At 59.1% G+C, this 22233-nt stretch carries 21 protein-coding genes; 19 read left to right on the top strand and 2 right to left on the bottom strand.

The genetic code is table 11. The annotated features are described in order from the left end of the window. Positions 1-24 precede the first annotated feature (24 nt). The 14 genes from ACOTY5_RS11560 to ACOTY5_RS11495 all read left to right on the top strand — a co-directional run bounded on the left by ACOTY5_RS11560 (position 25) and on the right by ACOTY5_RS11495 (position 12720). On the top strand, positions 25-348 hold the full coding sequence (locus ACOTY5_RS11560; RefSeq protein WP_003860044.1) for a Rieske (2Fe-2S) protein: 324 nt from the start codon (positions 25-27) through the stop codon (positions 346-348). Further along, positions 345-653, top strand: coding sequence for a recombinase-like helix-turn-helix domain-containing protein (locus tag ACOTY5_RS11555; RefSeq protein ID WP_017382919.1), 309 nt, complete (start codon positions 345-347; stop codon positions 651-653). Before ACOTY5_RS11560 ends, ACOTY5_RS11555 begins: the two co-directional genes overlap by 4 nt. A 10-nt stretch (positions 654-663) precedes the next feature. After that, positions 664-1686 carry an aromatic ring-hydroxylating oxygenase subunit alpha gene (locus tag ACOTY5_RS11550; protein WP_006811913.1) on the top strand — a complete coding sequence of 341 codons (1023 nt, stop codon included), beginning with the start codon at positions 664-666 and terminating at the stop codon, positions 1684-1686. Continuing rightward, entirely contained in the window at positions 1686-2435 is a 750-nt protein-coding gene (locus tag ACOTY5_RS11545; RefSeq protein WP_045141930.1) for an SDR family oxidoreductase, read from the top strand. Before ACOTY5_RS11550 ends, ACOTY5_RS11545 begins: the two co-directional genes overlap by 1 nt. A gap of 12 nt (positions 2436-2447) precedes the next feature. Further along, on the top strand, positions 2448-3236 hold the full coding sequence (locus ACOTY5_RS11540) for an IclR family transcriptional regulator (protein ID WP_045141999.1): 789 nt from the start codon (positions 2448-2450) through the stop codon (positions 3234-3236). A 78-nt stretch (positions 3237-3314) separates the two neighbouring features. Beyond that, a complete protein-coding gene (locus ACOTY5_RS11535; RefSeq protein WP_015571827.1) occupies positions 3315-4241 on the top strand; it encodes a VOC family protein in 927 nt (308 codons plus the stop codon). Then, positions 4238-5425, top strand: a complete 1188-nt coding sequence (locus ACOTY5_RS11530) for an NAD(P)/FAD-dependent oxidoreductase (RefSeq protein ID WP_045141931.1) — start codon at positions 4238-4240, stop codon at positions 5423-5425. The genes ACOTY5_RS11535 and ACOTY5_RS11530 overlap by 4 nt, the downstream gene beginning before the upstream one ends. Before the next feature lie 25 nt (positions 5426-5450). After that, a complete protein-coding gene (locus tag ACOTY5_RS11525; RefSeq protein ID WP_015571825.1) occupies positions 5451-6707 on the top strand; it encodes an MFS transporter in 1257 nt (418 codons plus the stop codon). A gap of 10 nt (positions 6708-6717) precedes the next feature. After that, positions 6718-7248 (top strand): cupin domain-containing protein, encoded by a 531-nt coding sequence (locus ACOTY5_RS11520; RefSeq protein ID WP_045141932.1) that lies wholly within the window; start codon positions 6718-6720, stop codon positions 7246-7248. Between the two features lie 10 nt (positions 7249-7258). Further along, the gene (locus ACOTY5_RS11515; protein ID WP_045141933.1) at positions 7259-8029 is read left to right on the top strand and encodes an alpha/beta fold hydrolase; all 771 of its coding nucleotides are present in this window, start codon (positions 7259-7261) and stop codon (positions 8027-8029) included. Further along, positions 8013-8807 (top strand): SDR family oxidoreductase, encoded by a 795-nt coding sequence (locus ACOTY5_RS11510; RefSeq protein WP_045141934.1) that lies wholly within the window; start codon positions 8013-8015, stop codon positions 8805-8807. The genes ACOTY5_RS11515 and ACOTY5_RS11510 overlap by 17 nt, the downstream gene beginning before the upstream one ends. 9 nt (positions 8808-8816) lie before the next feature. After that, positions 8817-9587, top strand: coding sequence for an aspartate dehydrogenase (locus tag ACOTY5_RS11505; protein ID WP_023295404.1), 771 nt, complete (start codon positions 8817-8819; stop codon positions 9585-9587). A 9-nt stretch (positions 9588-9596) separates the two neighbouring features. Continuing rightward, positions 9597-11066: an aldehyde dehydrogenase gene (locus tag ACOTY5_RS11500; protein ID WP_023304397.1), complete on the top strand. Its 1470-nt coding sequence runs from the start codon at positions 9597-9599 to the stop codon at positions 11064-11066. 13 nt (positions 11067-11079) lie between these two features. Next, positions 11080-12720, top strand: coding sequence for a thiamine pyrophosphate-binding protein (locus ACOTY5_RS11495; RefSeq protein WP_045141935.1), 1641 nt, complete (start codon positions 11080-11082; stop codon positions 12718-12720). Between the two features lie 102 nt (positions 12721-12822). On the opposite strand, the gene ACOTY5_RS11490 is transcribed toward ACOTY5_RS11495, so the two are convergent. Together ACOTY5_RS11490 and ACOTY5_RS11485 are read right to left on the bottom strand one after the other, a co-directional pair. Next, complete coding sequence (locus tag ACOTY5_RS11490) at positions 12823-14091, bottom strand: OprD family outer membrane porin (RefSeq protein WP_045141936.1); 1269 nt, start codon at positions 14089-14091, stop codon at positions 12823-12825. Positions 14092-14301: 210 nt separating this feature from the next. Further along, complete coding sequence (locus ACOTY5_RS11485) at positions 14302-15060, bottom strand: M48 family metallopeptidase (RefSeq protein ID WP_017382909.1); 759 nt, start codon at positions 15058-15060, stop codon at positions 14302-14304. 272 nt (positions 15061-15332) lie between these two features. Here ACOTY5_RS11485 and tkt point away from each other — a divergent pair, with 272 nt between their 5' ends. The 5 genes from tkt (at position 15333) to mscS (ending at position 22127) form a co-directional block, all read left to right on the top strand. Then, positions 15333-17324, top strand: coding sequence for a transketolase (gene tkt, locus ACOTY5_RS11480; protein ID WP_045141937.1), 1992 nt, complete (start codon positions 15333-15335; stop codon positions 17322-17324). 356 nt (positions 17325-17680) lie between these two features. After that, positions 17681-18700 (top strand): erythrose-4-phosphate dehydrogenase, encoded by a 1020-nt coding sequence (epd, locus tag ACOTY5_RS11475; protein ID WP_015571810.1) that lies wholly within the window; start codon positions 17681-17683, stop codon positions 18698-18700. A gap of 49 nt (positions 18701-18749) precedes the next feature. Then, on the top strand, positions 18750-19913 hold the full coding sequence (gene pgk, locus ACOTY5_RS11470) for a phosphoglycerate kinase (protein WP_003860077.1): 1164 nt from the start codon (positions 18750-18752) through the stop codon (positions 19911-19913). 92 nt (positions 19914-20005) lie between these two features. Then, positions 20006-21085, top strand: coding sequence for a class II fructose-bisphosphate aldolase (gene fbaA / locus ACOTY5_RS11465; RefSeq protein ID WP_003860079.1), 1080 nt, complete (start codon positions 20006-20008; stop codon positions 21083-21085). Positions 21086-21272: 187 nt separating this feature from the next. After that, positions 21273-22127: a small-conductance mechanosensitive channel MscS gene (mscS, locus tag ACOTY5_RS11460; RefSeq protein WP_045141938.1), complete on the top strand. Its 855-nt coding sequence runs from the start codon at positions 21273-21275 to the stop codon at positions 22125-22127. Positions 22128-22233: the final 106 nt, after the last annotated feature.

Genomic DNA, 22233 nt, shown 5'->3' with positions numbered 1-22233 from the left:
GAAACAAAAGCCTGGAGGATCGTGATGAGCTGGATAGGCGTATGTGACGCAGAACAAGTACAGGAAGATTTCCCTTTTAGCGGCAACGTCGACGGTAAAGAGATCGGCGTTTACCTGATCGACGGTGAATATTACGCGCTGGAGGACGTATGCCCGCACGCCTATGCCCTGCTGAGTCAGGGCTTCGTGGAAGACGGCAAGGTGGAATGCCCGCTGCACGAGGCGGTGTTCGACGTCAAAACCGGCCAGTGTCTGCACGGCCCCGGAGGACGCAACCTCAATCGTTACCCGGTTCGGGTTTTTGAAAACCAGATTCAGATTACCTTCGTTGAGGAGACCGTGGCATGAGCGACACGCTGAACTACAACCCGGCGCTGCCGGAAAGCCGCCAGTTTACCCCGCCGGCAGAGGGCGGTAATGGCGCCATTCATAAGCCGGGTGATTACACCAACCTGATCTGGCAGACCCGCAGCCGCGAGCCGGAAAGCTGGGAAGTGAAGCTGATTGCGACGCTGGAAGATCTCTTCGAGCAGGGCGTTGAAACCTTGCCGGAGCTGGTAAGCGGGCTGAACGCGGTGCGTATGCACGACCAGCAGGGCGAGCCGTGGAGCGACGCCAGCTTCCAGGCATTCTTACAGGTTAACGGCTACTGAGGGCAACGCGATGACGACGACCGTACAAAACTATCTTGATAAAGGCCTGCGCGGCCTCTGGTATCCGGTGCTGGCGAGCTGGGAAGTGCAGTCTGCGCCGGTGGGCATCACCCGCCTGGGCGAGCAGATTGTGGTCTGGCGCAATAAAGATGGACAGGTTCAGGCGCTGGAGGACCGCTGTCCGCATCGCGGTGCGCGCCTGTCGATGGGCTGGAACCTCGGGGACCGCATTGCCTGCTGGTATCACGGCGTAGAGGTGGCGGGCAACGGCGAGGTGAAAGACGTGCCCGCCGTGGATAAATGTCCGCTGGTCGGCCAGCAGTGCGTGCGCAGCTATAACGTGCAGGAGGCGCACGGCGCCATCTTCCTGTGGTTTGGCGTCACCGCGGACCAGCAGCCGGACGAACTGACCTTCCCGGATGAACTCGCCGACACGGAAAACTTCAGCAACTTCCTCTGCACCGCCGCGTGGAAATGCAATTACCAGTACGCGCTGGAAAACGTGATGGACCCGATGCACGGCACCTATCTGCACTCCTCGTCGCACTCGATGGCGGAAGGGGACCGCAAGGCCGACATGGTGCTCCAGCCGACCAAAACCGGTTTTATTTTCGAGAAGAAAGGGCAGAGCGGCGTCAATTTCGACTGGGTTGAGCTCGGCAACAGCGGCACCTGCTGGATGCGCCTCTCCATTCCGTACAAGAAGCGCTTCGGACCGGGCGGCCACTTCTTTATCGTCGGCATGGTGGTGCCGGAAGATAACGACAACTGCCGCGTCTTCTTCTGGCGCATCCGCCGCGTACAGGGCTGGCAGCGCGATATGTGGCGCTTCATGTACCGCAACCGGCTGGAAAAACTGCACTGGGAAGTGCTGGAGCAGGACCGCGTGGTGCTGGAGAGCCTGGCGCCAAACGCGCGCGATCATGAGTACCTGTATCAGCACGACGTCGGCCTTTCCCGCCTGCGTCGCATGATGCAAAAGGCCGCCAAAGAGCAGCTGGCGATGCGTGAAGCACAGCAGGGAGCCGCCTGATGAATGGGCTGCTGAGCGGCAAGCGCATCGTGGTGACCGGCGCCGCGCGCGGGCTGGGCTACCACTTTGCCCAGGCCTGCGCGGAGCAGGGCGCGGCGGTGGTGATGTGCGACATACTCAAAGGCGAGCTGGCCGAGAGCGTCCACCGGCTGCGCGAGCAGGGCTATGCGATCGAATCGCACGTTATCGATCTGGCCGATCAGCACTCTATCGACCAGGTGTTCAGCGCCATTGGCGAGCAGGGGCAGATTGACGGCCTGGTGAACAACGCGGCGATGGCGACGGGCGTGGGCGGCAAAAACATGCTCGATTACGATCCTGACCTGTGGGACCGCGTGATGAGCGTGAACGTCAAAGGCACCTGGCTGGTGACGCGCGTCGCCGTGCCGCTGCTGCGCGAAGGGGCAGGCATTGTGAACGTGGCGTCCGACACCGCGCTGTGGGGCGCGCCGCGCCTGATAGCCTACGTCGCCAGCAAGGGCGCGGTGATTGCCATGACCCGCTCAATGGCGCGCGAGCTTGGCGAAAAGCGCATTCGAATCAACGCCATCGCCCCGGGATTAACCCGCGTCGAGGCAACCGAATATGTGCCGGCCGAGCGGCATCAGCTTTACGAAAACGGTCGCGCATTAACGGGGGCGCAGCAGCCGGAGGATGTCACCGGCAGCGTGGTCTGGCTGCTTAGCGATCTGTCGCGATTCATCACCGGACAGCTGATCCCGGTCAACGGCGGTTTTGTCTTTAATTGAGGTAGGGCGATGATGGCAAACGATCGGGAAGTGAAGTATCTGGTGCCGGGGCTGGAGCGCGGTTTACAGCTGCTGTTGGCCTTTGGCGAACAGCATCGCGATCTGACCTTTGCCGAACTGCACCGGCTGGTGGATATGCCGAAGGCTACCGCCTATCGCGTGGTCCAGACGCTGGAGTACATGGGATTTCTGGAGCGCAACACGCGCACCAATACCTTTTCGCTGGGCATGAACGTGCTGCGTCTTGGCTTTGAGTACATCGCCTCGCTGGACGTGGCGCAGGTCGGCCAGCCGGTGATCGAGCAATTGCGCGACGTGAGCCAGTGCAGCAGCCATCTGGCGATCCGCGACGGGCGCGACATTATCTACATCGCCCGCGTCAGCGCCGCCGGGTCGCGCATCAACCAGGTCAGCATTGGTACCCGCCTGCCGGTGCACTGCACCTCGCTCGGCCGCATGCTGTTGACCGATATTTCCCGCGCTGATTTCGAACAGCTGTTCCCGCATGAGCGTCTGCCGGGCAACACGCCGGGGCAGCTTCACGACCGTGAAGCCCTGTGGCAGATGGTGCAGCAGGACAAAGCCCGCGGGTATGTCATCGGCGAATCCTTCTTCCGCCACGGCATCTCCTCCATCGTCTACCCGGTGTATGACCGAAGCGGCCGCGTGGCGGCGGTGGTCAGCATTCTGGTGCCGTCGGAGGAGATCCCGCAGAGCGACCGCGAGCGCCTGCAAAACGAGGTTCGCCTCGCGGCGGATAAAATTTCTGGCTTCTTAGGGTATTTATCACAGGCCAGTTAAATCAGTGAGTTAACGTCAGGCGCTTGACTGCGTCGGGCATGTTTTACGCCCAATCTGGGCCAGATGAGGCAACGAACGATGAGTGTAACCGGAATTGAAAAGCTGGAATTTGGTGTGGAAGACCTGACGCACTGCGCCAAATTTATGCGTGATTTTGGCCTGACGGGCGATGCCAGCGGCCAGCGTTTCACCACCCTGAGCGGCGCGCGCGTGGAGCTTAACCCGATCGACAGCCCCGACCTGCCGCCCGCGTTTGAAGCGGGCAACACCCTGCGCCGCATGACCTGGGCGGTTGCCAGCCAGTCTGATCTGGACGCGCTGCGCCCGAAGCTGGCGCAACAGCCAGGTTTTCGTGAAGTGGGCGACGCGCTGGAGTGCCTGGACCCGAACGGCATGACGCTGCGCGTGCAGGTGACCCAGCAAACTGACGTGGAGCTGAACGTCGAGCCGATTAACCAGTGGGGCGATGCCCGCCGTATCGACACCCCCAGCCCGGTTTACGATCGCGCCCAGCCGATCAACGTGGGGCATGTGGTGTTCTTCGTGGAAGAGCTGGCGGCAGTGGAGAAATTCTACCGCGAGGTGCTCGGCTTCCAGGTCTCGGACCGCTATATCAACCGCGCCGTGTTCCTGCGCTGCGGCGTGCGCGGCGGCCATCACAACCTGTTCCTGCTGCAACTGCCGAACCGCAAGCGCGGCCTCAACCACGTGGCCTTCACCGTGCGCGACATCCACGAGGTGATCGGCGGCGGTATCGCGATGAATAAACATGACTGGAGCACCTTTATCGGGCCGGGCCGTCATCCGGTGTCGTCGGCGTACTTCTGGTACGTCAACAGCCCGACCGGCGGGGCGTTTGAGTATTACACCAACGATGATTATCTGACGGAAAACTGGCAGCCGCGTGAGCTGGAGCATTCGCTGGTCTCCTTTACCGAGTGGGCGGTGGAAGGCGGGATTGACCACGACACGCGCCGTCAGCAGAAAAAGCCGGAGGCGGTATGACATCGCGCATTGTCATTATCGGCGGCGGTCAGGCGGGCGGCTGGGCGGCGAAAACCCTGCGCGATGAGGGTTTCGACGGCGAGATTTGCGTGGTAGCGGAAGAAGAGTGGGATTTCTACGAGCGCCCGCCGCTGTCGAAAGCGTCTTTGCTGGAGCCGGACGCGGCGCTCCCAAGGCTGTTTACCGACGAGGTGCAGCAGGCGCTGAACCTGGCTTGGTACCGGCCGCTGCGCGCTGAATCTGTCGATCGCGATGAGAAAAAAGTCGTTCTTAGCAACGGCGAGCGGCTTAGTTACAACATCCTTTTAATCGCTACCGGCGGTCGGGCGCGCCTGCCTTCGCAGGCGTGGGCCAGCCATCCGCAGGTCTATACCCTGCGCCACTGGCAGGACGCGCAGCGCCTGAAAAGTCGTCTGGCGGAAAGTAAAAAACTGGCGATCGTCGGCGGCGGCTGGATCGGACTGGAGATTGCTGCCTCGGCGCGGAAAAGCGGCGTGGCGGTCACCCTGTTCGAGCAGCAGCCCGCGCTCTGCATGCGCTCGGTGAGCGGCGAGGTGTCGCAGCGCCTGGAGGCCATCCACCGCGAGCAGGGGGTGGAGATCCGTACCGGCTGCGGTGCGCTGGAGCTGGAGGACGACGGCGGCCTGCCGGTCATACACTGCGACGGCCAGCGTGAAACCTTTGATGCGGTCGTGGTTGGGATCGGCGTCGATCTCAATCTGGAGCTGGCGCGCGATGCGGGGCTGAAAACCGGGCGCGGGATCGTGGTGGATGCCCAGGGACGCACGTCGGATCCGTTCATCTTTGCCGCAGGAGATGTCGCCCAGCACCATCACTACGGGCTGTGCATCCAGTCCTGGGCCTTCGCCCAGAATCAGGCTGCGGCGACGGCGAAAGCGATGCTCAACCCCGATGCGCCGGGCTATGACGACGCGCCGTGGCTATGGTCGGATCAATACCAGCACAACATCCAGATCCTCGGCATTCCGCAGCCGGGCAGCAGAACGGTCGTGCGTGAAGAGACGCTGTACTTCTCGCTGGACGACAACGGGAGGCTGACGCAGCTGGTGGCGTTCGACGATGCGCGTACCGTCAAGCTGGCGAAGCGCTGGATGGCGGCGGGGCGGGATCTGTCCGACGTGCCGCTCGCCGACCCGACCTTTTCACTGATGTCACTGCGATAGCTAACCCGCACCCGTAGGGGGAGAGATGACCACACTAGAGACTAACACCGCACCGGTTGAGGCGAGCGGTGAGGGGACCCGCACGCCCGAAAAAGCGGTGCGCTGGGCCATCCCGCTGTCGCTGCTGGCCTGCGTGCTGCTGGCGTTTTTCGACAAAATCAGCATCGCGGCGCTCTTTTCGGATACCCATTTCCAGCAGGCGATGGGCATTGATTTCGACACCACGCGTCTCGGCATTTTGATGAGCGCTTTCCTGCTGAGCTATGGCTTCTCATCGGTGTTTTTAAGCGGTTTAGGCGACAAAATCGCGCCGCTGCGCCTGCTCACCGGGATGATGGCGGTGTGGTGCGTGCTGATGGTGGCGATGGGCTTTACCCATAACTACACGCTGATGATCGTCCTGCGTATTCTGCTGGGCGTGGCGGAAGGACCGCTGTTCCCGCTGGCCTTCGCCATCGTACGTCACAACTTCCCCCAGCATTTGCAGGCGCGCGCCACCATGCTGTGGCTGCTGGGGACCCCGGTGGGCGCGGCGATTGGTTTCCCGCTTTCCCTCTGGCTGCTGAACACCTTTGGCTGGCAGAGCACTTTCTTTGTGATGGCCATGCTTACCGTGCCGGTGCTTATCTTTGTGCGCATTGGTCTGCGCGGGATCCGCCTGGAGGCAAAACCCGGCACCTCGCAGGCGTCCCGGGACGAGCGGCGCGCGGCGCGGCGTGAGCTGTTCGTCAGCCCGCACTTCTGGATCATCTGCATCTTTAACATCGCTTTCCTGACCTATCTGTGGGGCATCAACGGCTGGCTGCCGGGCTACCTGATCAAAGGCAAAGGCATTCATCTGGAGCACGCGGGCTGGCTGTCGTCGATGCCGTTCATCGCCATGCTGGCAGGGGAAGTGATTGGCGCGTGGCTCTCGGACAGGGTCGATAAGCGCGCGGCGGCATGCTTTATCTCCATGGCGGGGGCGGCCGTCGGGCTGGCGGCGGTGATGCACCTTGATACCCCGCTGGCCGTCATCGCGGCGATGAGCTTCAGCACCTTTATGTGGGGCACCGGCGCGCCCAACATTTTCGCCCTGCTGGCGAAGGCCACCCATCCCCGGGTGAGCGCCACGGCGGGCGGTATCTTCAACGGGCTGGGAAACTTTGCGGGCGCGCTGTCGCCGGCGGTGATGGGCGCGCTTATCGCCTTCACCCACAGCATGGATTCCGGGCTGATTTTTCTGGCGGTGATGGCGGCGGTGGGCTGCGTCCTGTTACTGCCGCTGCTGAGACGTTACTGAGGAGAGTGTCATGACTGATTCAACCGTAACCAACACAACAAGCATCAAACCTGACCATCTGACGATGGAAGAGTGGGTCGAGTCGCGCATCGCGCGCTTCGAAGGGCGCAAATACGACTGGAACGCGCTGAAGTTCCAGGCCGATTTTGACCCGAAATACCGCCGGGCGCAGATGCGCTATATCGGCACCGGCGCAACGGGCGTCGCGAACGACACCAACACCGTGCAGGCGGACCATTTTACCTTCTCCACCATGGTGCTGCCGTCGAAGTGCGAAGGGCCGCTGCACCTGCACGACGACGTGGAAGAGGTGTTCTTCATGCTTAAAGGGCAAATCACGCTGATGATCCAGGACGGCGACAACTACACCGAAACCGTGCTGCGTGAGCGTGACCTGATCTCCGTTCCGCCGGGCATCTATCGCGGCCTGTTTAACCACGGCGAAGAAGAAGCGCTGATGTGCGTCATGCTGGGGACCAACAAGCCGGAAATCCCAACCTATCCGTCCGACCATCCGCTTTCCAAAGTGAAGCGGAACTAAGGGGGGCATGATGACGGGTTTTCGTGAACAGGGAAGCGGCATTCCGCTGATGCTGCTGCACGGGATCAGCTCCGGCGCCGCTTCCTGGCACAAGCAGATGGCGCTGAACGGTTTTCGCGTGCTGGCGTGGGACATGCCCGGTTACGGCGAAAGCCCGATGCTGGCCGTAGCGCGGGCAAACGCGGGGGATTACGCCGACGCGCTGGCGGCCATGCTGGATCGCGCCGGTGTCTGGCAGGCAGTGCTGGTCGGCCATTCCCTGGGGGCGCTGGTGGCCAGCGCCTTTGCGGCAAAGTTCCCGGATCGCGTCATTCATCTGGTGCTGGCCGACGCCGCGCAGGGGTACGGCAATGCCGCGCCGGAGCAGCGGGAGCAGGTCTGGCGCAACCGCGAGCAGCAGATGGCGCTGGGGGGCGACATCCTCGCCCAGACCCGCGCCGCGAAGCTGCTGCGCCCCGGCGCGCGCGCGGAAGATATCGCCACCGTCGCGTCGGGCATGCGGGCGCTGCGCCCGGAAGGCTATCTCGCTGCCGCGTGGATGCTGGCACATGACGACATTCACGGCTGGCTTAAACGCTACTCCGGCACGTTTGAAGTCTGGTGCGGCGAGCAGGATGCCATCACCCAGCCGGAACTGGTTCAGGGTCTGGCGCTGCGCTACGGCATGCCGTTTATCGCCATTCCGCAGGCCGGGCACGCCAGCTATCTCGATAACGACGCGTTTTTCAACCAACAGCTTTTACGCATTAACGAAGAGGTGCGCGATGAATGCACACATTGACGGGCGCGTAGCGGTCGTTACCGGCGGTTCTTCCGGCATTGGCTTTGAAACGCTGCGCCTGCTGCTGGGTGAAGGGGCGAAAGTCGCCTTCTGCGGCCGTGACCCGGACCGGCTCGCCAGCGCCCATGCGACGCTGCAAAACGAATTTCCCCACGGGGAGATTTTCGCTTACCGCTGCGACGTGCTGAACGCCGACGAAGTTCAGGCCTTTGCGGATGCGGTGCAGGCGCGTTTTGGCGCGGCGGATATGCTGATCAACAACGCCGGGCAGGGCTACGTGGCGCACTTCCATGACACCCCGCGCGAGGCGTGGCTGCACGAAGCCGAACTCAAACTGTTCGGGGTGATTAACCCGGTGCAGGCGTTTCAGCCTCTGCTGGAGCAGTCCGACATTGCCTCTGTTACCTGCGTGAACTCCCTGCTGGCGCTACAGCCGGAGGAGCACATGATCGCCACCTCTGCCGCTCGTGCCGCGCTGCTGAACATGACGCTGACGCTGTCGAAAGAGCTGGTGGGCAAAGGTATTCGCGTCAATTCCATTCTGCTCGGCATGGTGGAATCCGGCCAGTGGCAGCGCCGCTTTGAAAACCGGGCGGACAAAAGCCAGAGCTGGCCGGAGTGGACGGCGGATATCGCGCGCAAGCGCGGCATTCCGATGGCGCGCCTCGGCAAGCCGCAGGAGCCCGCGCAGGCGCTGCTGTTCCTCGCTTCGCCGCTGGCCTCGTTTACCACCGGCGCGGCGCTGGACGTTTCCGGCGGCTTCTGCCGCCATTTGTAAGGACACATCATGAAAAAGGTAATGTTGATTGGTTTTGGCGCCATGGCACAGGCGGTGATTGAGCGCCTGCCCGCCGGCGTGGCTATCGGCTGGATCGTGGCGCGCGCGTCTCACCATGCCGCCATTCACGACCAGTTTGGCGATGCGGTTGAGGCGCTGACGTCGCCGATGGCGTGCGCACAAACGCCGGATCTGGTGCTGGAATGCGCCAGCCAGCAGGCGGTGGCCCAGTACGGGGAAGAGATCCTGCGTCGCGGCTGGCATCTGGCCGTCATTTCCACCGGCGCGCTGGCGGACAGCGCGCTGGAGCAGCGTCTGCTCGCTGCGGGCGGAAAACTCACCCTGCTTTCCGGTGCGGTGGCCGGTATCGACGGGCTGGCGGCGGCGAAAGAGGGCGGCCTTGAGCGCGTTACCTATCAGTCGCGCAAAAGCCCGGCCAGCTGGCGCGGCAGCTATGCCGAGCAGCTTATCGATCTGAATGCGGTGTCAGAGGCAAAGGTCTTTTTTGAAGGCAGCGCCCGCGAGGCGGCGCGGCTGTTCCCGGCGAACGCCAACGTGGCGGCGACCGTGGCGCTCGGCGGCGTCGGGATGGACGACACCCGCGTGCAGCTGATGGTTGACCCGGCAACGAAACGTAACACCCACACGCTCCATGTGGAAGGATTGTTCGGCGAGTTTCATCTGGAGCTGAGCGGACTGCCGCTGGCTTCTAATCCTAAAACCTCCACCCTGGCGGCACTGAGCGCGGTGCGCGCCTGCCGCGAGCTGGCCCTGAGCTGAGGAGAGACGATGGACGATCTGAAGATTTTTATCGGCGGCCAGTGGCGACACGGCGGCGGCAACCCGATGCAGAGCCACTTCCCGGCAGACGGGTCGATCAACGCGACGCTGAATGCCGCCAGTCTGTATGACCTGGAGGAGGCGGTAGACGCCGGAGAGCGCGCCTGGCGCGATCCCGCATGGCGTAACAGCCTGCCGCATATGCGCGCGAAGATCCTGCATAAGGTTGCCGATCTCATTGAATCCCGCGTCGACGCGCTGGCGCAGATGCAGAGCCGTGATAACGGCAAGCCGCTGGCGGAAGCGCGCGGGCTGGTGATGAGCGCGGCGGGAACGGCGCGCTACTTTGCCGCCGCCTGCGAGCTGCTGGAAGGGGAACTGCCCACGCCGCGCCAGCCGGATCTGCTGACGCTGAGCCGCTATGAGCCGCTCGGCGTGGTGGCGGCCATCACGCCGTGGAACTCGCCGATTGCCAGCGAAATGCAGAAGGTCGCACCGGCGATTGCCGCCGGGAACGCGATGATCCTCAAGCCCGCCGAAGCCACGCCGCTGATGGCGCTGGAGCTGGCGCGGATTTTTGAACAGGCCGGGCTGCCCGCCGGGCTGCTGAGCGTGCTGCCGGGCAAAGGGGCGGTGATTGGCGATGCGCTGGCGCGCCATCCTCGCGTGCGCAAAATTTCCTTTACCGGCGGTACCACCACGGGCCGTCATCTGGCGCACGTGGCGGCGGAAAAACTGATCCCGGCCTCGCTGGAGCTGGGCGGCAAATCGCCGACCATTGTGCTGGAGGATGCTGATATCGAACAGGCCGCGCGCGGGATCTGCTATGGCATTTTCAGCTCGGCGGGGCAGGCGTGTATCGCCGGGTCGCGGCTGTTTATCCACGAGAGCATTTACGCCCTGCTGATGGCGAGGCTGCTGGAATTAACTCGCGGGCTGCGCGTCGGACACCCGTTTACCGACGGCGTGCATGTCGGACCGCTGATCGGCGAAAAACATCGCCAGAGCGTGATCGAGTACGTCGAACTGGCGAAGCGTGAAGGGGGCCGCGTGCTGTGCGGCGGCGAGATCCCCGCCGATCCCGCTCTGGCAAACGGCAGCTTTTTCCAGCCCACGATTATCGAAGGGCTGAGCAACAGCGCCCGCGCCTGTCAGGAGGAGATCTTCGGCCCGGTGCTGGTGGCGATGTCGTTTGCCGATGAAGCCACGCTTATCCGCGAGGCGAACGACTCGGTTTACGGCCTGGCGGCGGGGATCTGGACGCGCGATACCGGGCGCGCCCTGCGTCTCAGCGAGCAGCTGGAGGCAGGCACGGTGTGGATCAACACCTACAAAGTCTTTGCGATTTCGACCCCGTTCGGGGGCTTTAAAGAGAGCGGTCTGGGCCGCGAGAAGGGTATTCAGGGGCTGAAAGCCTGGATGCAACAAAAGAGCATTTATCTGGCGACGGGTAACAGCGTCAACCACTGGTGCGACTGAGAAAGGGTGAGCAATGAGCGAAATGATAACCGTCGGCGACGCCATCGCCAGAACGCTGGAGCAGTATCAGGTTGAGGCCATCTACGGCGTCATCTCTATTCACAACCTGCCGATCGCGGATGCGGTTGGGCAGCGGGGCAATATCCGCTTTGTGCCCGCCCGCGGTGAAGCCGGTTCCGTCACCATGGCCGATGCCCACGGGCGCTTTTCCGGCCTCGGCGTGGCGCTGACCAGCACCGGCGCGGGGGCGGGTAATGCGGTAGGCGCGCTGGTGGAAGCCATGAATGCCTGCACGCCGCTGCTGCATTTAACCGGGCAGGTTGAGAAAGCCTGGCTGGACGCCGACACCGGGTTTATCCATGAAACCCGTGACCAGCTGACCTTCCTGAAGGCCAGCTCAAAACGGGCGTACCGCATCAGCAATGCGAATCAGGCGATAGCGATTCTGCATAAAGCTATCCAGGACGCGCAGACCCCGCCGTGCGGACCGGTCTCGGTGGAAATCCCGATTGATATTCAGGGCGCCAAGATTCCGCTATCGCTGGTGACTAAACCGGTTAAACCGGCATCGGTTCCAGCCGTGGATACCGGAATGGTTGACGCGCTGTGGGCGCAGCTAAAACAGGCGAAACAGCCGCTGCTGTGGCTGGGGGGCGGGGCGCTGGGCAGCGCAGACGCGGTTAAAACGCTGGCGGATGCGGGCATCACCGTGATTTCCAGCACCCATGCGCGCGGCGTGCTGCCGGACAGCCACCGCGCCAGCCTGCGGGCGTTTCACAACTCGCCGTCGGTGGAGGCGCTGATCGCGCAGTGCGATTTTACGCTGGTGGCCGGTTCTCGCCTGCGCAGCAACGAAACCCGTTCCTGGACGCTTGAGCTGCCTTCCCCGCGGGTGCAGATCGATATCGACCCGGCGGCAGCAAGCCGTAACTATCTGATGGATAGCACGTTGATAGCCGATTGTTCAGCGGTGCTTGGCGCGCTTGCAGACAAAATTCAGGGCCGCGAGTGGGGCAACGCACAGTGGGATATGCAGGTGCAGCAGGCGGTCGGGCAAGCCGAACAGGGGCTGCGCGAGCAGTGCGGCGCCTATGCGAAGCTTAACGACGCCATAGCAAAAGCCCTGCCGACAGACGGCCTGCTGGTGCGCGATATCACCGTGTCCGGCAGCCTGTGGGGTAGCCGCCTGTTCAGGGCTAACGGTCCGATGATGAACATTCACTCCCTCGCCGGGGCGATTGGTATGGGGCTGCCGATGGCCATCGGCACCGCGATTGCCAACCCGCAGCGCAAGGTGGTGGGGCTGGTGGGCGACGGCGGCCTGAGCCTCAATTTAGGCGAGCTGGCGACGCTGGCGCAGGAGAAAGCCAACGTGACGCTGCTGGTCATGAACGACGGCGGCTACGGGGTGATGCGCGGTATTCAGGATAAGTATTTCGGCGGGCGTCAGTATTATAACGCGCTGCATACGCCGGACTTTACCCTGCTGGCGCAGGCGATTGGCCTACAGGCGTGGAGCGTTGAGCGGGCAGAGGATTTTGATGCGGTGATGACGGAGGCGCTGGCGATGCCGGGGCCGTCGGTTGTGGAAGTGCGGATGGGGCAGATTGGCGCCCTTAAGTTTGCGGGGCCGCCGCAGAAGACGCTTTACTAGCAGTGCAGTGCGGTCTGAAGCCCTCACCCCAGCCCTCTCCCAAAGGGAGAGGGTGACAGCGTTCCCTCTCCCTTTGGGAGAGGGTTAGGGTGAGGGGGTAAATCAGAACACGTTAAACGGGTATTCCACGTAAGCGCGGATCTCGTCCCCGCCCACGTTGTACTCGCTGGCGTTGCTGGAGACGCGCAGTACGGAGTAGCGCAGCTTCAGCTTCAGATCTTTCGCCGGGCCATCCTGCACCTGGTACTGGATCTGGTTAAACCACTCGTGCTCTTTGCCATTGCTGGTTTCAGAGGTTTTGATGTTATCGCCGCGCACGTAGGCGGTGGTCCAGCTCAGGCCCGGTAAACCAAGGCCGCCAAAGTCCAGACCGTAGGATGCCTGCCAGGAACGTTCATCTTCGCCGTTGAAATCAGACCAGTAGGAGTTCGCCAGCCAGATGGTGTTACCGCCGTCACCCACGCCGCCTTTGTCGCGATAGCCGCCGTAGTTGTAGCCGGTACTGCCGCTGCTCTGCTGGTACGCCACTTTGAACGTGTGAATGTCCCAGATATAGCTCGCTGCCAGGCTCCAGATGGTGTTGCTGCGGCCCGTGTTGAGGCTGTCCGCGTAATGCTGGTCGAGACGGGAGTTATAGCCGTTGAAGTCGAGCACCAGCTGCTGCCCGGTACTGAACGGCTGTTTGAAGTTCATGCCCAGGTACTGCTTGTTCATCACCTCTTCGTTATGAGAGGCGTACAGCGCGCCGCTGAACTGGTCGTTAAACTGATAGCTCGCACCGCCGAAGGAGAGGCTCTTCAGTCCGCTGTCGTGGCGGTCATCGCTTTTACGCTGCTCGTCGGTGAAGTAACCGGCGTTGACTTCCAGACCGTCGATCTCTTTCGAGGTCAGCATGGTGCCGGTGTAGCTTTCAAACAGCAGGCGGGAGCTGTCGGCATTCACGATGGGCAGCTCAGGGCGCTGATTCCCGTAGCTCAGTACGGTATTGGAGATGCGCATTTTGGCGGTTGCGCCAAACTTTGCCAGATCGGATTTTGCCCGGCCGTCGTCTTCCTGCTTAAAGAAGTCGATGCCGCCCGCGCCGCTCTTGCCGCGGCCACCGTCCAGACGCACGCCATACTGCGCAATACCGTCCACGCCGAAGCCCACCAGCCCTTCGGTATAGCCGGATGCAAACGTGGCGATGATCCCCTGACCCCATTCGGCTTTGTCCTGCTGGCCCTGATGGTAGTCGCGGCTGATATACGCATTGCGTAAAAACAGATCCAGATGGCTGTCGTCAATAAAACCCTTGCTGTCGGATTGCTGGCTTGCGGCGGCAGGTAATGCGGCAAATAAACTTAAAGCAATTAATGATAATTCTTTTTTCACGGAGGGAACGTCTCTGTCTGGATATATTAATTTGAATAACTGCGGAAGAGATAATTACCGGAAAAAGTAACCTTTGCAATAATTATGTGACCAGACATTTCAGAGTGGCAGGGTAGATTTGGCGGGGCTTTCAGGGGGGTTATCGATACGTGCTTTTAAGTTAACAATTCATGCGAAATAAAAAGGAGGCAAAACTGCCTCCTTCTGAAATTATTTAATTCCGTCTGCCGCCATACGGTCGCGAATATGCTGTGCACGCTCTTCCGAAGCCGGGTGATCGTCAAACATGGAGCTTTGACGGCCCTCCTCCAGTTTCGCCAGTTTTTCGAAGCTGGTAGCTAAACCCGATGGATTGATGCCGCGTTTGCGCAACAGATCGTAAGAGTAGTCATCCGCTTCCGACTCCTGACGCTGGGAGAACTGCGAGTTCACCAGTTTTTCGCCCACGTCGCCCAGCTGCGACTGGGACAGGCTGCCGACGATGCCGCCCGCAGAGGCCGCCGCTGCGCGCACGGCATTGGTGCCCAGCGCAACCTGCATCCCTTTCTTCACGTGACCCAGTGCAACGTGACCCATTTCATGGCCGATCACCGCTTCCACTTCGTTGTCGGTCATCATGTCCATCAGGCCGCTGTAAACGCGGATACAGCCGTTCGCCATCGCAAAGGCGTTGACGTCTTTCGCCATATACACCTTATAGTTCACCGGCTGACCGTTAATGTTGTCGCCCAGCGCGGAAGCAATCTTGTTCAGACGCTGCGTGTAGGTGCTGTTTGCCGGGGCAAGCGTAGCTTTTCCATCCATATCCTTACAGGCCTCGTCGCTCAACGCTTTCACCTGCGCATCGCTCAATGAGTAGGCCTGAAAAGCTTCTGCGCCTGAGGTCATCAGGCCGTTAGAATCCATATTCTGACAGCCGCTTAGCAGGAGCGTTGTTCCCACAGCCAGCCCGATTGCACGCATTTTCATGATGTTGCTTCCGTACTCGTTAATCTGAATTAATTCCGAAAAATGCACCGTCAACGAAGCCGGTGTCGGGCTAAGTATAAGGAATATCGACAGAGGCGGGCGAGCAGATTGCGCAACATGCGAGCATGATCCAGAGATTTCTTAAGCTGCAAAAGAATGGTCCATGTACATGCCCTGCGGCTTGGGTTACATTGTTGGCACTTTTTTCCGGCGTAGCCCAAAACGCGCTGTCGTCAAGGGCATGGCCTTTAACAGTCCGATCTGGAGTTAAAATGTCCTCACGTAAAGAGCTTGCTAATGCTATTCGTGCGCTGAGCATGGACGCAGTACAGAAAGCCAAATCCGGCCACCCGGGCGCCCCTATGGGCATGGCTGACATCGCCGAAGTCCTGTGGCGTGATTTCCTTAACCACAACCCGCAGAACCCGGCATGGGCAGACCGCGACCGTTTCGTGCTGTCTAACGGCCACGGCTCTATGCTGATCTACAGCCTGCTGCACCTCACTGGCTACGATCTGCCAATCGAAGAGCTGAAAAACTTCCGTCAGCTGCACTCCAAAACTCCAGGTCACCCGGAAGTGGGCTACACCGCTGGCGTTGAAACCACTACCGGTCCGCTGGGTCAGGGCATCGCTAACGCCGTAGGGATGGCGATTGCAGAGAAGACCCTGGCGGCGCAGTTCAACCGTCCTGGTCACGACATTGTTGACCACTTCACCTACGCGTTCATGGGCGACGGCTGCATGATGGAAGGCATTTCTCACGAAGTGTGCTCCCTGGCAGGTACCCTGAAGCTGGGCAAACTGGTTGCGTTCTACGACGACAACGGCATCTCCATCGACGGTCACGTTGAAGGCTGGTTCACTGACGACACCGCAGCACGTTTCGAAGCCTACGGCTGGCACGTTGTGCGCGGCGTTGATGGTCACGATGCTGACTCGATTAAACGTGCCGTAGAAGAAGCGCGCGCCGTGACCGACAAACCGTCCCTGCTGATGTGCAAAACCATCATCGGCTTCGGTTCGCCGAACAAAGCGGGCACTCACGATTCCCACGGCGCACCGCTGGGCGACGCGGAAATCGCGCTGACCCGTGAGCAGCTTGGCTGGAAACACCCTGCCTTCGAAATCCCGTCTGAAATCTACGCTCAGTGGGATGCGAAAGAAGTGGGCCAGGCGAAAGAAGCGGCCTGGAACGAGAAGTTCGCGGCATACGCGAAAGCCTTCCCTCAGGAAGCGGCTGAATTCACCCGTCGTATGAAAGGTGACATGCCGTCTGACTTCGACGCGAAAGCGAACGAGTTCATCGCGAAGTTGCAGGCGAACCCATCTAAGATCGCCAGCCGTAAAGCATCTCAGAATGCGATCGAAGCGTTTGGCCCTCTGCTTCCAGAATTCCTCGGCGGCTCCGCTGACCTGGCGCCATCAAACCTGACCCTGTGGTCCGGATCTAAGCCAATCAACGAAGATACTGCCGGTAACTACATCCATTACGGTGTACGTGAATTCGGTATGACCGCGATTGCCAACGGTATCGCTCTGCACGGTGGCTTCCTGCCGTACACCTCTACCTTCCTGATGTTTGTGGAATATGCACGTAACGCCGTACGTATGGCTGCGCTGATGAAACAGCGTCAGGTGATGGTCTACACCCACGACTCCATCGGTCTGGGCGAAGATGGTCCAACCCACCAGCCGGTAGAGCAGGTGGCTTCCCTGCGCGTGACCCCGAACATGAGCACATGGCGTCCATGTGACCAGGTTGAATCTGCGGTGGCGTGGAAATACGGCGTTGAGCGTCATGATGGCCCGACCGCACTGATCCTCTCCCGTCAGAACCTGGCGCAGCAGGAGCGTACCCCAGAGCAGCTGGCAAACATCGCGCGCGGTGGTTACGTGCTGAAAGATTGCGCAGGCCAGCCTGAGCTGATCTTCATCGCGACCGGTTCTGAAGTTGAACTGGCCGTTGCCGCATGGGAAAAACTGACTGCTGAAGGCGTGAAAGCGCGTGTGGTTTCTATGCCATCTACCGATGCGTTCGACAAGCAGGATGCCGCGTACCGCGAATCCGTACTGCCTAAAGCGGTCTCCGCTCGCGTGGCAGTGGAAGCGGGTATCGCTGACTACTGGTTCAAATACGTTGGCCTGAACGGCGCTATCGTCGGTATGACCACGTTCGGTGAGTCTGCGCCAGCTGAACAGCTGTTTGAAGAGTTCGGCTTCACCGTTGAGAACGTTGTCGCTAAGGCGAAAGAACTGCTGTAATTGCCGTTTTGCCCGGTGGCGCTAACGCTTACCGGGCCTACAAATGGCATAAAATGTAGGCCGGGTAAGCGTTAGCGCCACCCGGCTTTTTTGTATGCACGATTCCTCAGACATGTAACTGCTCTGTAAATTATTCCACCGAAAATGTGATGCAAGTCATATAGCTCGCTTATTCATCTGGACAGAGATTCCTTTTATTCCCCGATTCGCTTATTCTTGCTGAAGCGTTTCAGTCGATTAAATGTTCGACAATTGACCAATCAATCGCAGTTTGTGACAGCAAGGATTCCCCTTCGGGCGTCGCTGGATTACTCTTTCAGCCACCTCAAACTCAGGGATAGCTTTGCAGGAGATCTATGACCGTACGCGTAGCGATTAATGGCTTCGGTCGCATCGGGCGCAACGTGGTTCGTGCTTTATATGAATCCGGGCGTCGTGCGGAAATCACCGTGGTGGCAATCAATGAACTGGCGGATGCTGCGGGCATGGCGCATTTGTTGAAATATGACACCAGCCACGGTCGCTTTGCCTGGGACGTTCGCCAGGAAAGGGAACAGCTGTTCGTCGGTGACGATGCCATCCGCGTGCTGCATGAGAACAGTATTGAAGGGCTGCCCTGGCGCGAACTGGGTGTGGATGTGGTGCTGGACTGTACCGGCGTGTACGGTAACCGTGAACATGGCGAAGCGCATCTGAATGCTGGCGCGAAAAAAGTGCTGTTCTCCCATCCCGGCAGTAACGACCTCGACGCCACCGTCGTGTTTGGCGTCAACCAGCACGAGCTGCAAGCTGAACACCGCATTGTCTCCAACGCCTCCTGCACCACCAACTGCATTATTCCGGTCATTAAACTGTTAGACGATGCGTATGGCATTGAATCCGGTACCGTGACCACGATTCACTCCGCCATGCACGATCAGCAGGTCATCGACGCCTACCATCCGGATTTACGGCGCACTCGCGCGGCGAGCCAGTCCATCATTCCGGTGGATACGAAACTGGCTGCCGGGATCACCCGTATTTTCCCGCAGTTTAACGACCGTTTCGAAGCGATTGCCGTGCGCGTGCCGACGATAAACGTCACCGCAATCGATCTTAGCGTGACGGTGAAAAAACCGGTAAAAGCCTGTGAAGTCAACCTGTTGCTGCAAAAAGCGGCACAGGGAGCATTTCATGGTATAGTTGACTATACGGAATTACCGTTGGTCTCAGTAGATTTTAACCACGACCCGCACAGCGCCATCGTGGATGGCACGCAGACGCGAGTCAGTGGTGCGCACCTTATCAAGACGCTGGTCTGGTGTGATAACGAATGGGGCTTTGCTAACCGAATGCTCGACACCACGTTAGCCATGGCCGCAAAAGGTTTCAGGTAGAGCGCACCTTGCGCTTGCAAAACTTTAAGAATCAACGAGAGGATTCACCATGTCTGTAATTAAGATGACCGATCTGGATCTGGCAGGTAAACGCGTTTTCATCCGTGCCGATCTGAACGTACCGGTTAAAGATGGCAAAGTGACCAGCGACGCGCGTATCCGTGCATCTCTGCCAACCATTGAACTGGCTCTGAAGCAGGGCGCTAAAGTGATGGTCACCTCCCACCTGGGCCGTCCAACTGAAGGCGAGTACAACGAAGAGTTCTCTCTGCTGCCGGTTGTTAATTACCTGAAAGACAAACTGTCCAGCCCGGTTCGCCTGGTGAAAGATTACCTGGACGGCGTGGAAGTTGCCGAAGGTGAGCTGGTTGTTCTGGAAAACGTTCGCTTCAACAAAGGCGAAAAGAAAGACGACGAAACCCTGTCCAAAAAATACGCTGCGCTGTGCGACGTATTCGTGATGGATGCATTCGGTACGGCTCACCGTGCGCAGGCATCTACCCACGGTATCGGTAAATTCGCAGATGTCGCCTGTGCAGGTCCGCTGCTGGCTGACGAACTGGAAGCGCTGGGTAAAGCACTGAAAGAACCTGCTCGTCCAATGGTCGCTATCGTTGGTGGTTCTAAAGTGTCTACCAAACTGACCGTACTGGATTCCCTGTCCAAAATCGCTGACCAGCTGATCGTTGGCGGTGGTATCGCGAACACCTTCGTTGCTGCGCAAGGCCACAACGTAGGTAAATCCCTGTACGAAGCGGATCTGGTTGACGAAGCCAAACGTCTGCTGGGCACCTGTGATATCCCGGTTCCAACTGATGTTCGCGTGGCAACTGAGTTCTCCGAAACCGCTACCGCAACCCTGAAATCTGTTAACGACATCAAAGATGAAGAGCAGATTCTGGATCTGGGCGACGTTTCTGCACAGAAACTGGCTGAAATCCTGAAAAACGCAAAAACTATCCTGTGGAACGGTCCTGTCGGCGTGTTCGAATTCCCGAACTTCCGCAAAGGGACTGAGATCGTGGCTAACGCTATCGCAGACAGCGAAGCGTTCTCTATCGCAGGCGGTGGTGACACCCTGGCAGCTATCGATCTGTTCGGTATCGCTGACAAGATCTCCTACATCTCCACTGGTGGCGGCGCATTCCTCGAATTCGTGGAAGGTAAAGTCCTGCCAGCAGTAGCAATGCTCGAAGAGCGCGCTAAGAAGTAAGCCATTCAGGGGCAGGGAAACCTGCCCAATTTTCAGCGCGCTTATCAGAGCTCGCACCTTTTCTAACGGCCGAAGATACAGGACTAAGCAACATGTCTAAAATTTTTGATTTCGTAAAACCTGGCGTTATCACTGGTGATGACGTACAGAAAGTGTTCCAGGTAGCTAAAGAAAACAACTTCGCTCTGCCAGCAGTTAACTGCGTAGGTACCGACTCCATCAACGCCGTACTGGAAACTGCTGCTAAAGTTAAAGCACCGGTTATCGTTCAGTTCTCTAACGGCGGCGCTGCGTTCATCGCAGGTAAAGGCGTGAAAACTGACATCCCTCAGGGCGCTGCTATCCTGGGTGCTATCTCTGGCGCACATCACGTTCACCAGATGGCTGAGCACTACGGTGTTCCGGTTATCCTGCACACTGACCACTGCGCGAAGAAACTGCTGCCATGGATCGACGGTCTGCTGGACGCAGGTGAAAAACACTTCGCAGCAACCGGTAAGCCACTGTTCTCTTCTCACATGATCGACCTGTCCGAAGAGTCTCTGGAAGAAAACATCGAGATCTGCTCTAAGTACCTGGCGCGTATGTCCAAAATGGGCATGACCCTGGAAATCGAACTGGGTTGCACCGGCGGTGAAGAAGACGGTGTGGACAACAGCCACATGGACGCTTCTGCTCTGTACACTCAGCCAGAAGACGTTGATTACGCTTACACCGAGCTGAGCAAAATCAGCCCACGCTTCACCATCGCAGCGTCCTTCGGTAACGTACACGGCGTATACAAACCAGGTAACGTGGTTCTGACCCCGACCATCCTGCGTGATTCTCAGGAATACGTGTCTAAGAAACACAACCTGCCGCACAACAGCCTGAACTTCGTCTTCCACGGCGGTTCCGGTTCTTCTGCTCAGGAAATCAAAGACTCCGTAAGCTACGGCGTAGTGAAAATGAACATCGATACCGACACCCAGTGGGCAACCTGGGACGGTATCCTGCAATACTACAAAACCAACGAAGCTTACCTGCAAGGTCAGCTGGGCAACCCGAAAGGCGAAGACCAGCCGAACAAGAAATACTACGATCCACGCGTATGGCTGCGCGCTGCCCAGACTTCTATGATTACTCGTCTGGAGCAGGCATTCAAAGAACTGAACGCGGTTGACGTTCTGTAATTTGAGCTGTTCATAGCGTCAAGAAGGTCCGCATATGCGGGCCTTTTTTTATGCCTTTTCAATAGCCTGATGCCTCTGTTTTTGTGATCTGTTTGGCAATATCATGGCTTTTTGTTTACCCTTTACTGACCTGCCTGTCTCCGTGTGGGATAGATTTTGTGGTTTTTATGAGCATAAGGAAAGATAAATGGAAGATCTCGGTGTTGTAGATAGCATCAATAACGCTGGCTCCTGGCTGGTGCGCAACCAGGCGCTCCTGATTAGTTACGCTGTGAATATTGCGGCGGCAATTGCCATCATTGTCGTGGGGATGATTATTGCCCGCACGGTTTCCCGGGGCGTTAATCGCGTAATGCTATCCCGTCATATCGATGCAACCGTTGCTGATTTCCTTTCTGCGCTGGTGCGTTACGGGATTATTGCGTTTACCCTCATTGCGGCAATGGGGCGGGTCGGTGTACAGACCGCTTCGGTCATTGCCGTACTTGGTGCCGCTGGTCTGGCCGTAGGTCTCGCTCTTCAGGGCTCGCTGGCTAACCTTGCAGCTGGCGTACTGTTAGTGACGTTCCGTCCTTTCCGTGCCGGAGAGTATGTTGATCTCGGTGGCACTGCGGGCACCGTGCTGAACGTGCAGATTTTTTCTACCACGCTGCGTTCGGCAGACGGCAAAATCGTCATTGTGCCAAACAAGAAAGTGATTGATGGCAACATTACTAACTTCTCTCGTGAGCCGGTTCGCCGTAATGAACTCATTATCGGGGTTGGCTATGATTCAGATACTGAGTTGGTGAAAAAGCTGATTACCGATATCATCGAATCAGATGACCGCATTCTTAAAGATCGCGAAATGACCGTTCGCCTGAACGAGTTGGGCGCGTCATCCATTAATTTTGTGGTGCGCATCTGGAGTAAAAGCGGCGATCTGCAAAACGTTTACTGGGACGTGCTGGAGCGCATTAAGCGTGATTTCGATGCCAACGGCATCAGCTTCCCGTACCCGCAGATGGACGTAAACGTCAAAAAAATCAAAGAAGCAGAGTAACGTCTCTCGTAGGCCCGGTAAGCGTCAGCGACACCGGGCTTTTCTTTTATTAGCCCGGCTAATCCCCAATTAATATTATCAATTTCCTCTAATGCCGTTCCCGCAG

Origin of the sequence: Enterobacter cloacae complex sp. SHL018, assembly GCF_049237905.1 — a bacterium.
GTDB classification, from domain to species: domain Bacteria; phylum Pseudomonadota; class Gammaproteobacteria; order Enterobacterales; family Enterobacteriaceae; genus Enterobacter; species Enterobacter hormaechei_C.
Note: the sequence above shows the minus strand (reverse complement) of the source record. Positions and strands in the feature narration are given on the sequence as shown.

Bases quoted from the DNA above. Each gene is read 5' to 3' on its own strand.
- ACOTY5_RS11560 (WP_003860044.1), top strand. From the start codon at position 25: ATGAGCTGGATAGGCGTATGTGACGCAGAACAAGTACAGGAAGATTTC.
- ACOTY5_RS11555 (WP_017382919.1), top strand. From the start codon at position 345: ATGAGCGACACGCTGAACTACAACCCGGCGCTGCCGGAAAGCCGCCAG.
- ACOTY5_RS11550 (WP_006811913.1), top strand. From the start codon at position 664: ATGACGACGACCGTACAAAACTATCTTGATAAAGGCCTGCGCGGCCTC.
- ACOTY5_RS11545 (WP_045141930.1), top strand. From the start codon at position 1,686: ATGAATGGGCTGCTGAGCGGCAAGCGCATCGTGGTGACCGGCGCCGCG.
- ACOTY5_RS11540 (WP_045141999.1), top strand. From the start codon at position 2,448: ATGGCAAACGATCGGGAAGTGAAGTATCTGGTGCCGGGGCTGGAGCGC.
- ACOTY5_RS11535 (WP_015571827.1), top strand. From the start codon at position 3,315: ATGAGTGTAACCGGAATTGAAAAGCTGGAATTTGGTGTGGAAGACCTG.
- ACOTY5_RS11530 (WP_045141931.1), top strand. From the start codon at position 4,238: ATGACATCGCGCATTGTCATTATCGGCGGCGGTCAGGCGGGCGGCTGG.
- ACOTY5_RS11525 (WP_015571825.1), top strand. From the start codon at position 5,451: ATGACCACACTAGAGACTAACACCGCACCGGTTGAGGCGAGCGGTGAG.
- ACOTY5_RS11520 (WP_045141932.1), top strand. From the start codon at position 6,718: ATGACTGATTCAACCGTAACCAACACAACAAGCATCAAACCTGACCAT.
- ACOTY5_RS11515 (WP_045141933.1), top strand. From the start codon at position 7,259: ATGACGGGTTTTCGTGAACAGGGAAGCGGCATTCCGCTGATGCTGCTG.
- ACOTY5_RS11510 (WP_045141934.1), top strand. From the start codon at position 8,013: ATGAATGCACACATTGACGGGCGCGTAGCGGTCGTTACCGGCGGTTCT.
- ACOTY5_RS11505 (WP_023295404.1), top strand. From the start codon at position 8,817: ATGAAAAAGGTAATGTTGATTGGTTTTGGCGCCATGGCACAGGCGGTG.
- ACOTY5_RS11500 (WP_023304397.1), top strand. From the start codon at position 9,597: ATGGACGATCTGAAGATTTTTATCGGCGGCCAGTGGCGACACGGCGGC.
- ACOTY5_RS11495 (WP_045141935.1), top strand. From the start codon at position 11,080: ATGAGCGAAATGATAACCGTCGGCGACGCCATCGCCAGAACGCTGGAG.
- ACOTY5_RS11485 (WP_017382909.1), bottom strand. From the start codon at position 15,060: ATGAAAATGCGTGCAATCGGGCTGGCTGTGGGAACAACGCTCCTGCTA.
- tkt (WP_045141937.1), top strand. From the start codon at position 15,333: ATGTCCTCACGTAAAGAGCTTGCTAATGCTATTCGTGCGCTGAGCATG.
- epd (WP_015571810.1), top strand. From the start codon at position 17,681: ATGACCGTACGCGTAGCGATTAATGGCTTCGGTCGCATCGGGCGCAAC.
- pgk (WP_003860077.1), top strand. From the start codon at position 18,750: ATGTCTGTAATTAAGATGACCGATCTGGATCTGGCAGGTAAACGCGTT.
- fbaA (WP_003860079.1), top strand. From the start codon at position 20,006: ATGTCTAAAATTTTTGATTTCGTAAAACCTGGCGTTATCACTGGTGAT.
- mscS (WP_045141938.1), top strand. From the start codon at position 21,273: ATGGAAGATCTCGGTGTTGTAGATAGCATCAATAACGCTGGCTCCTGG.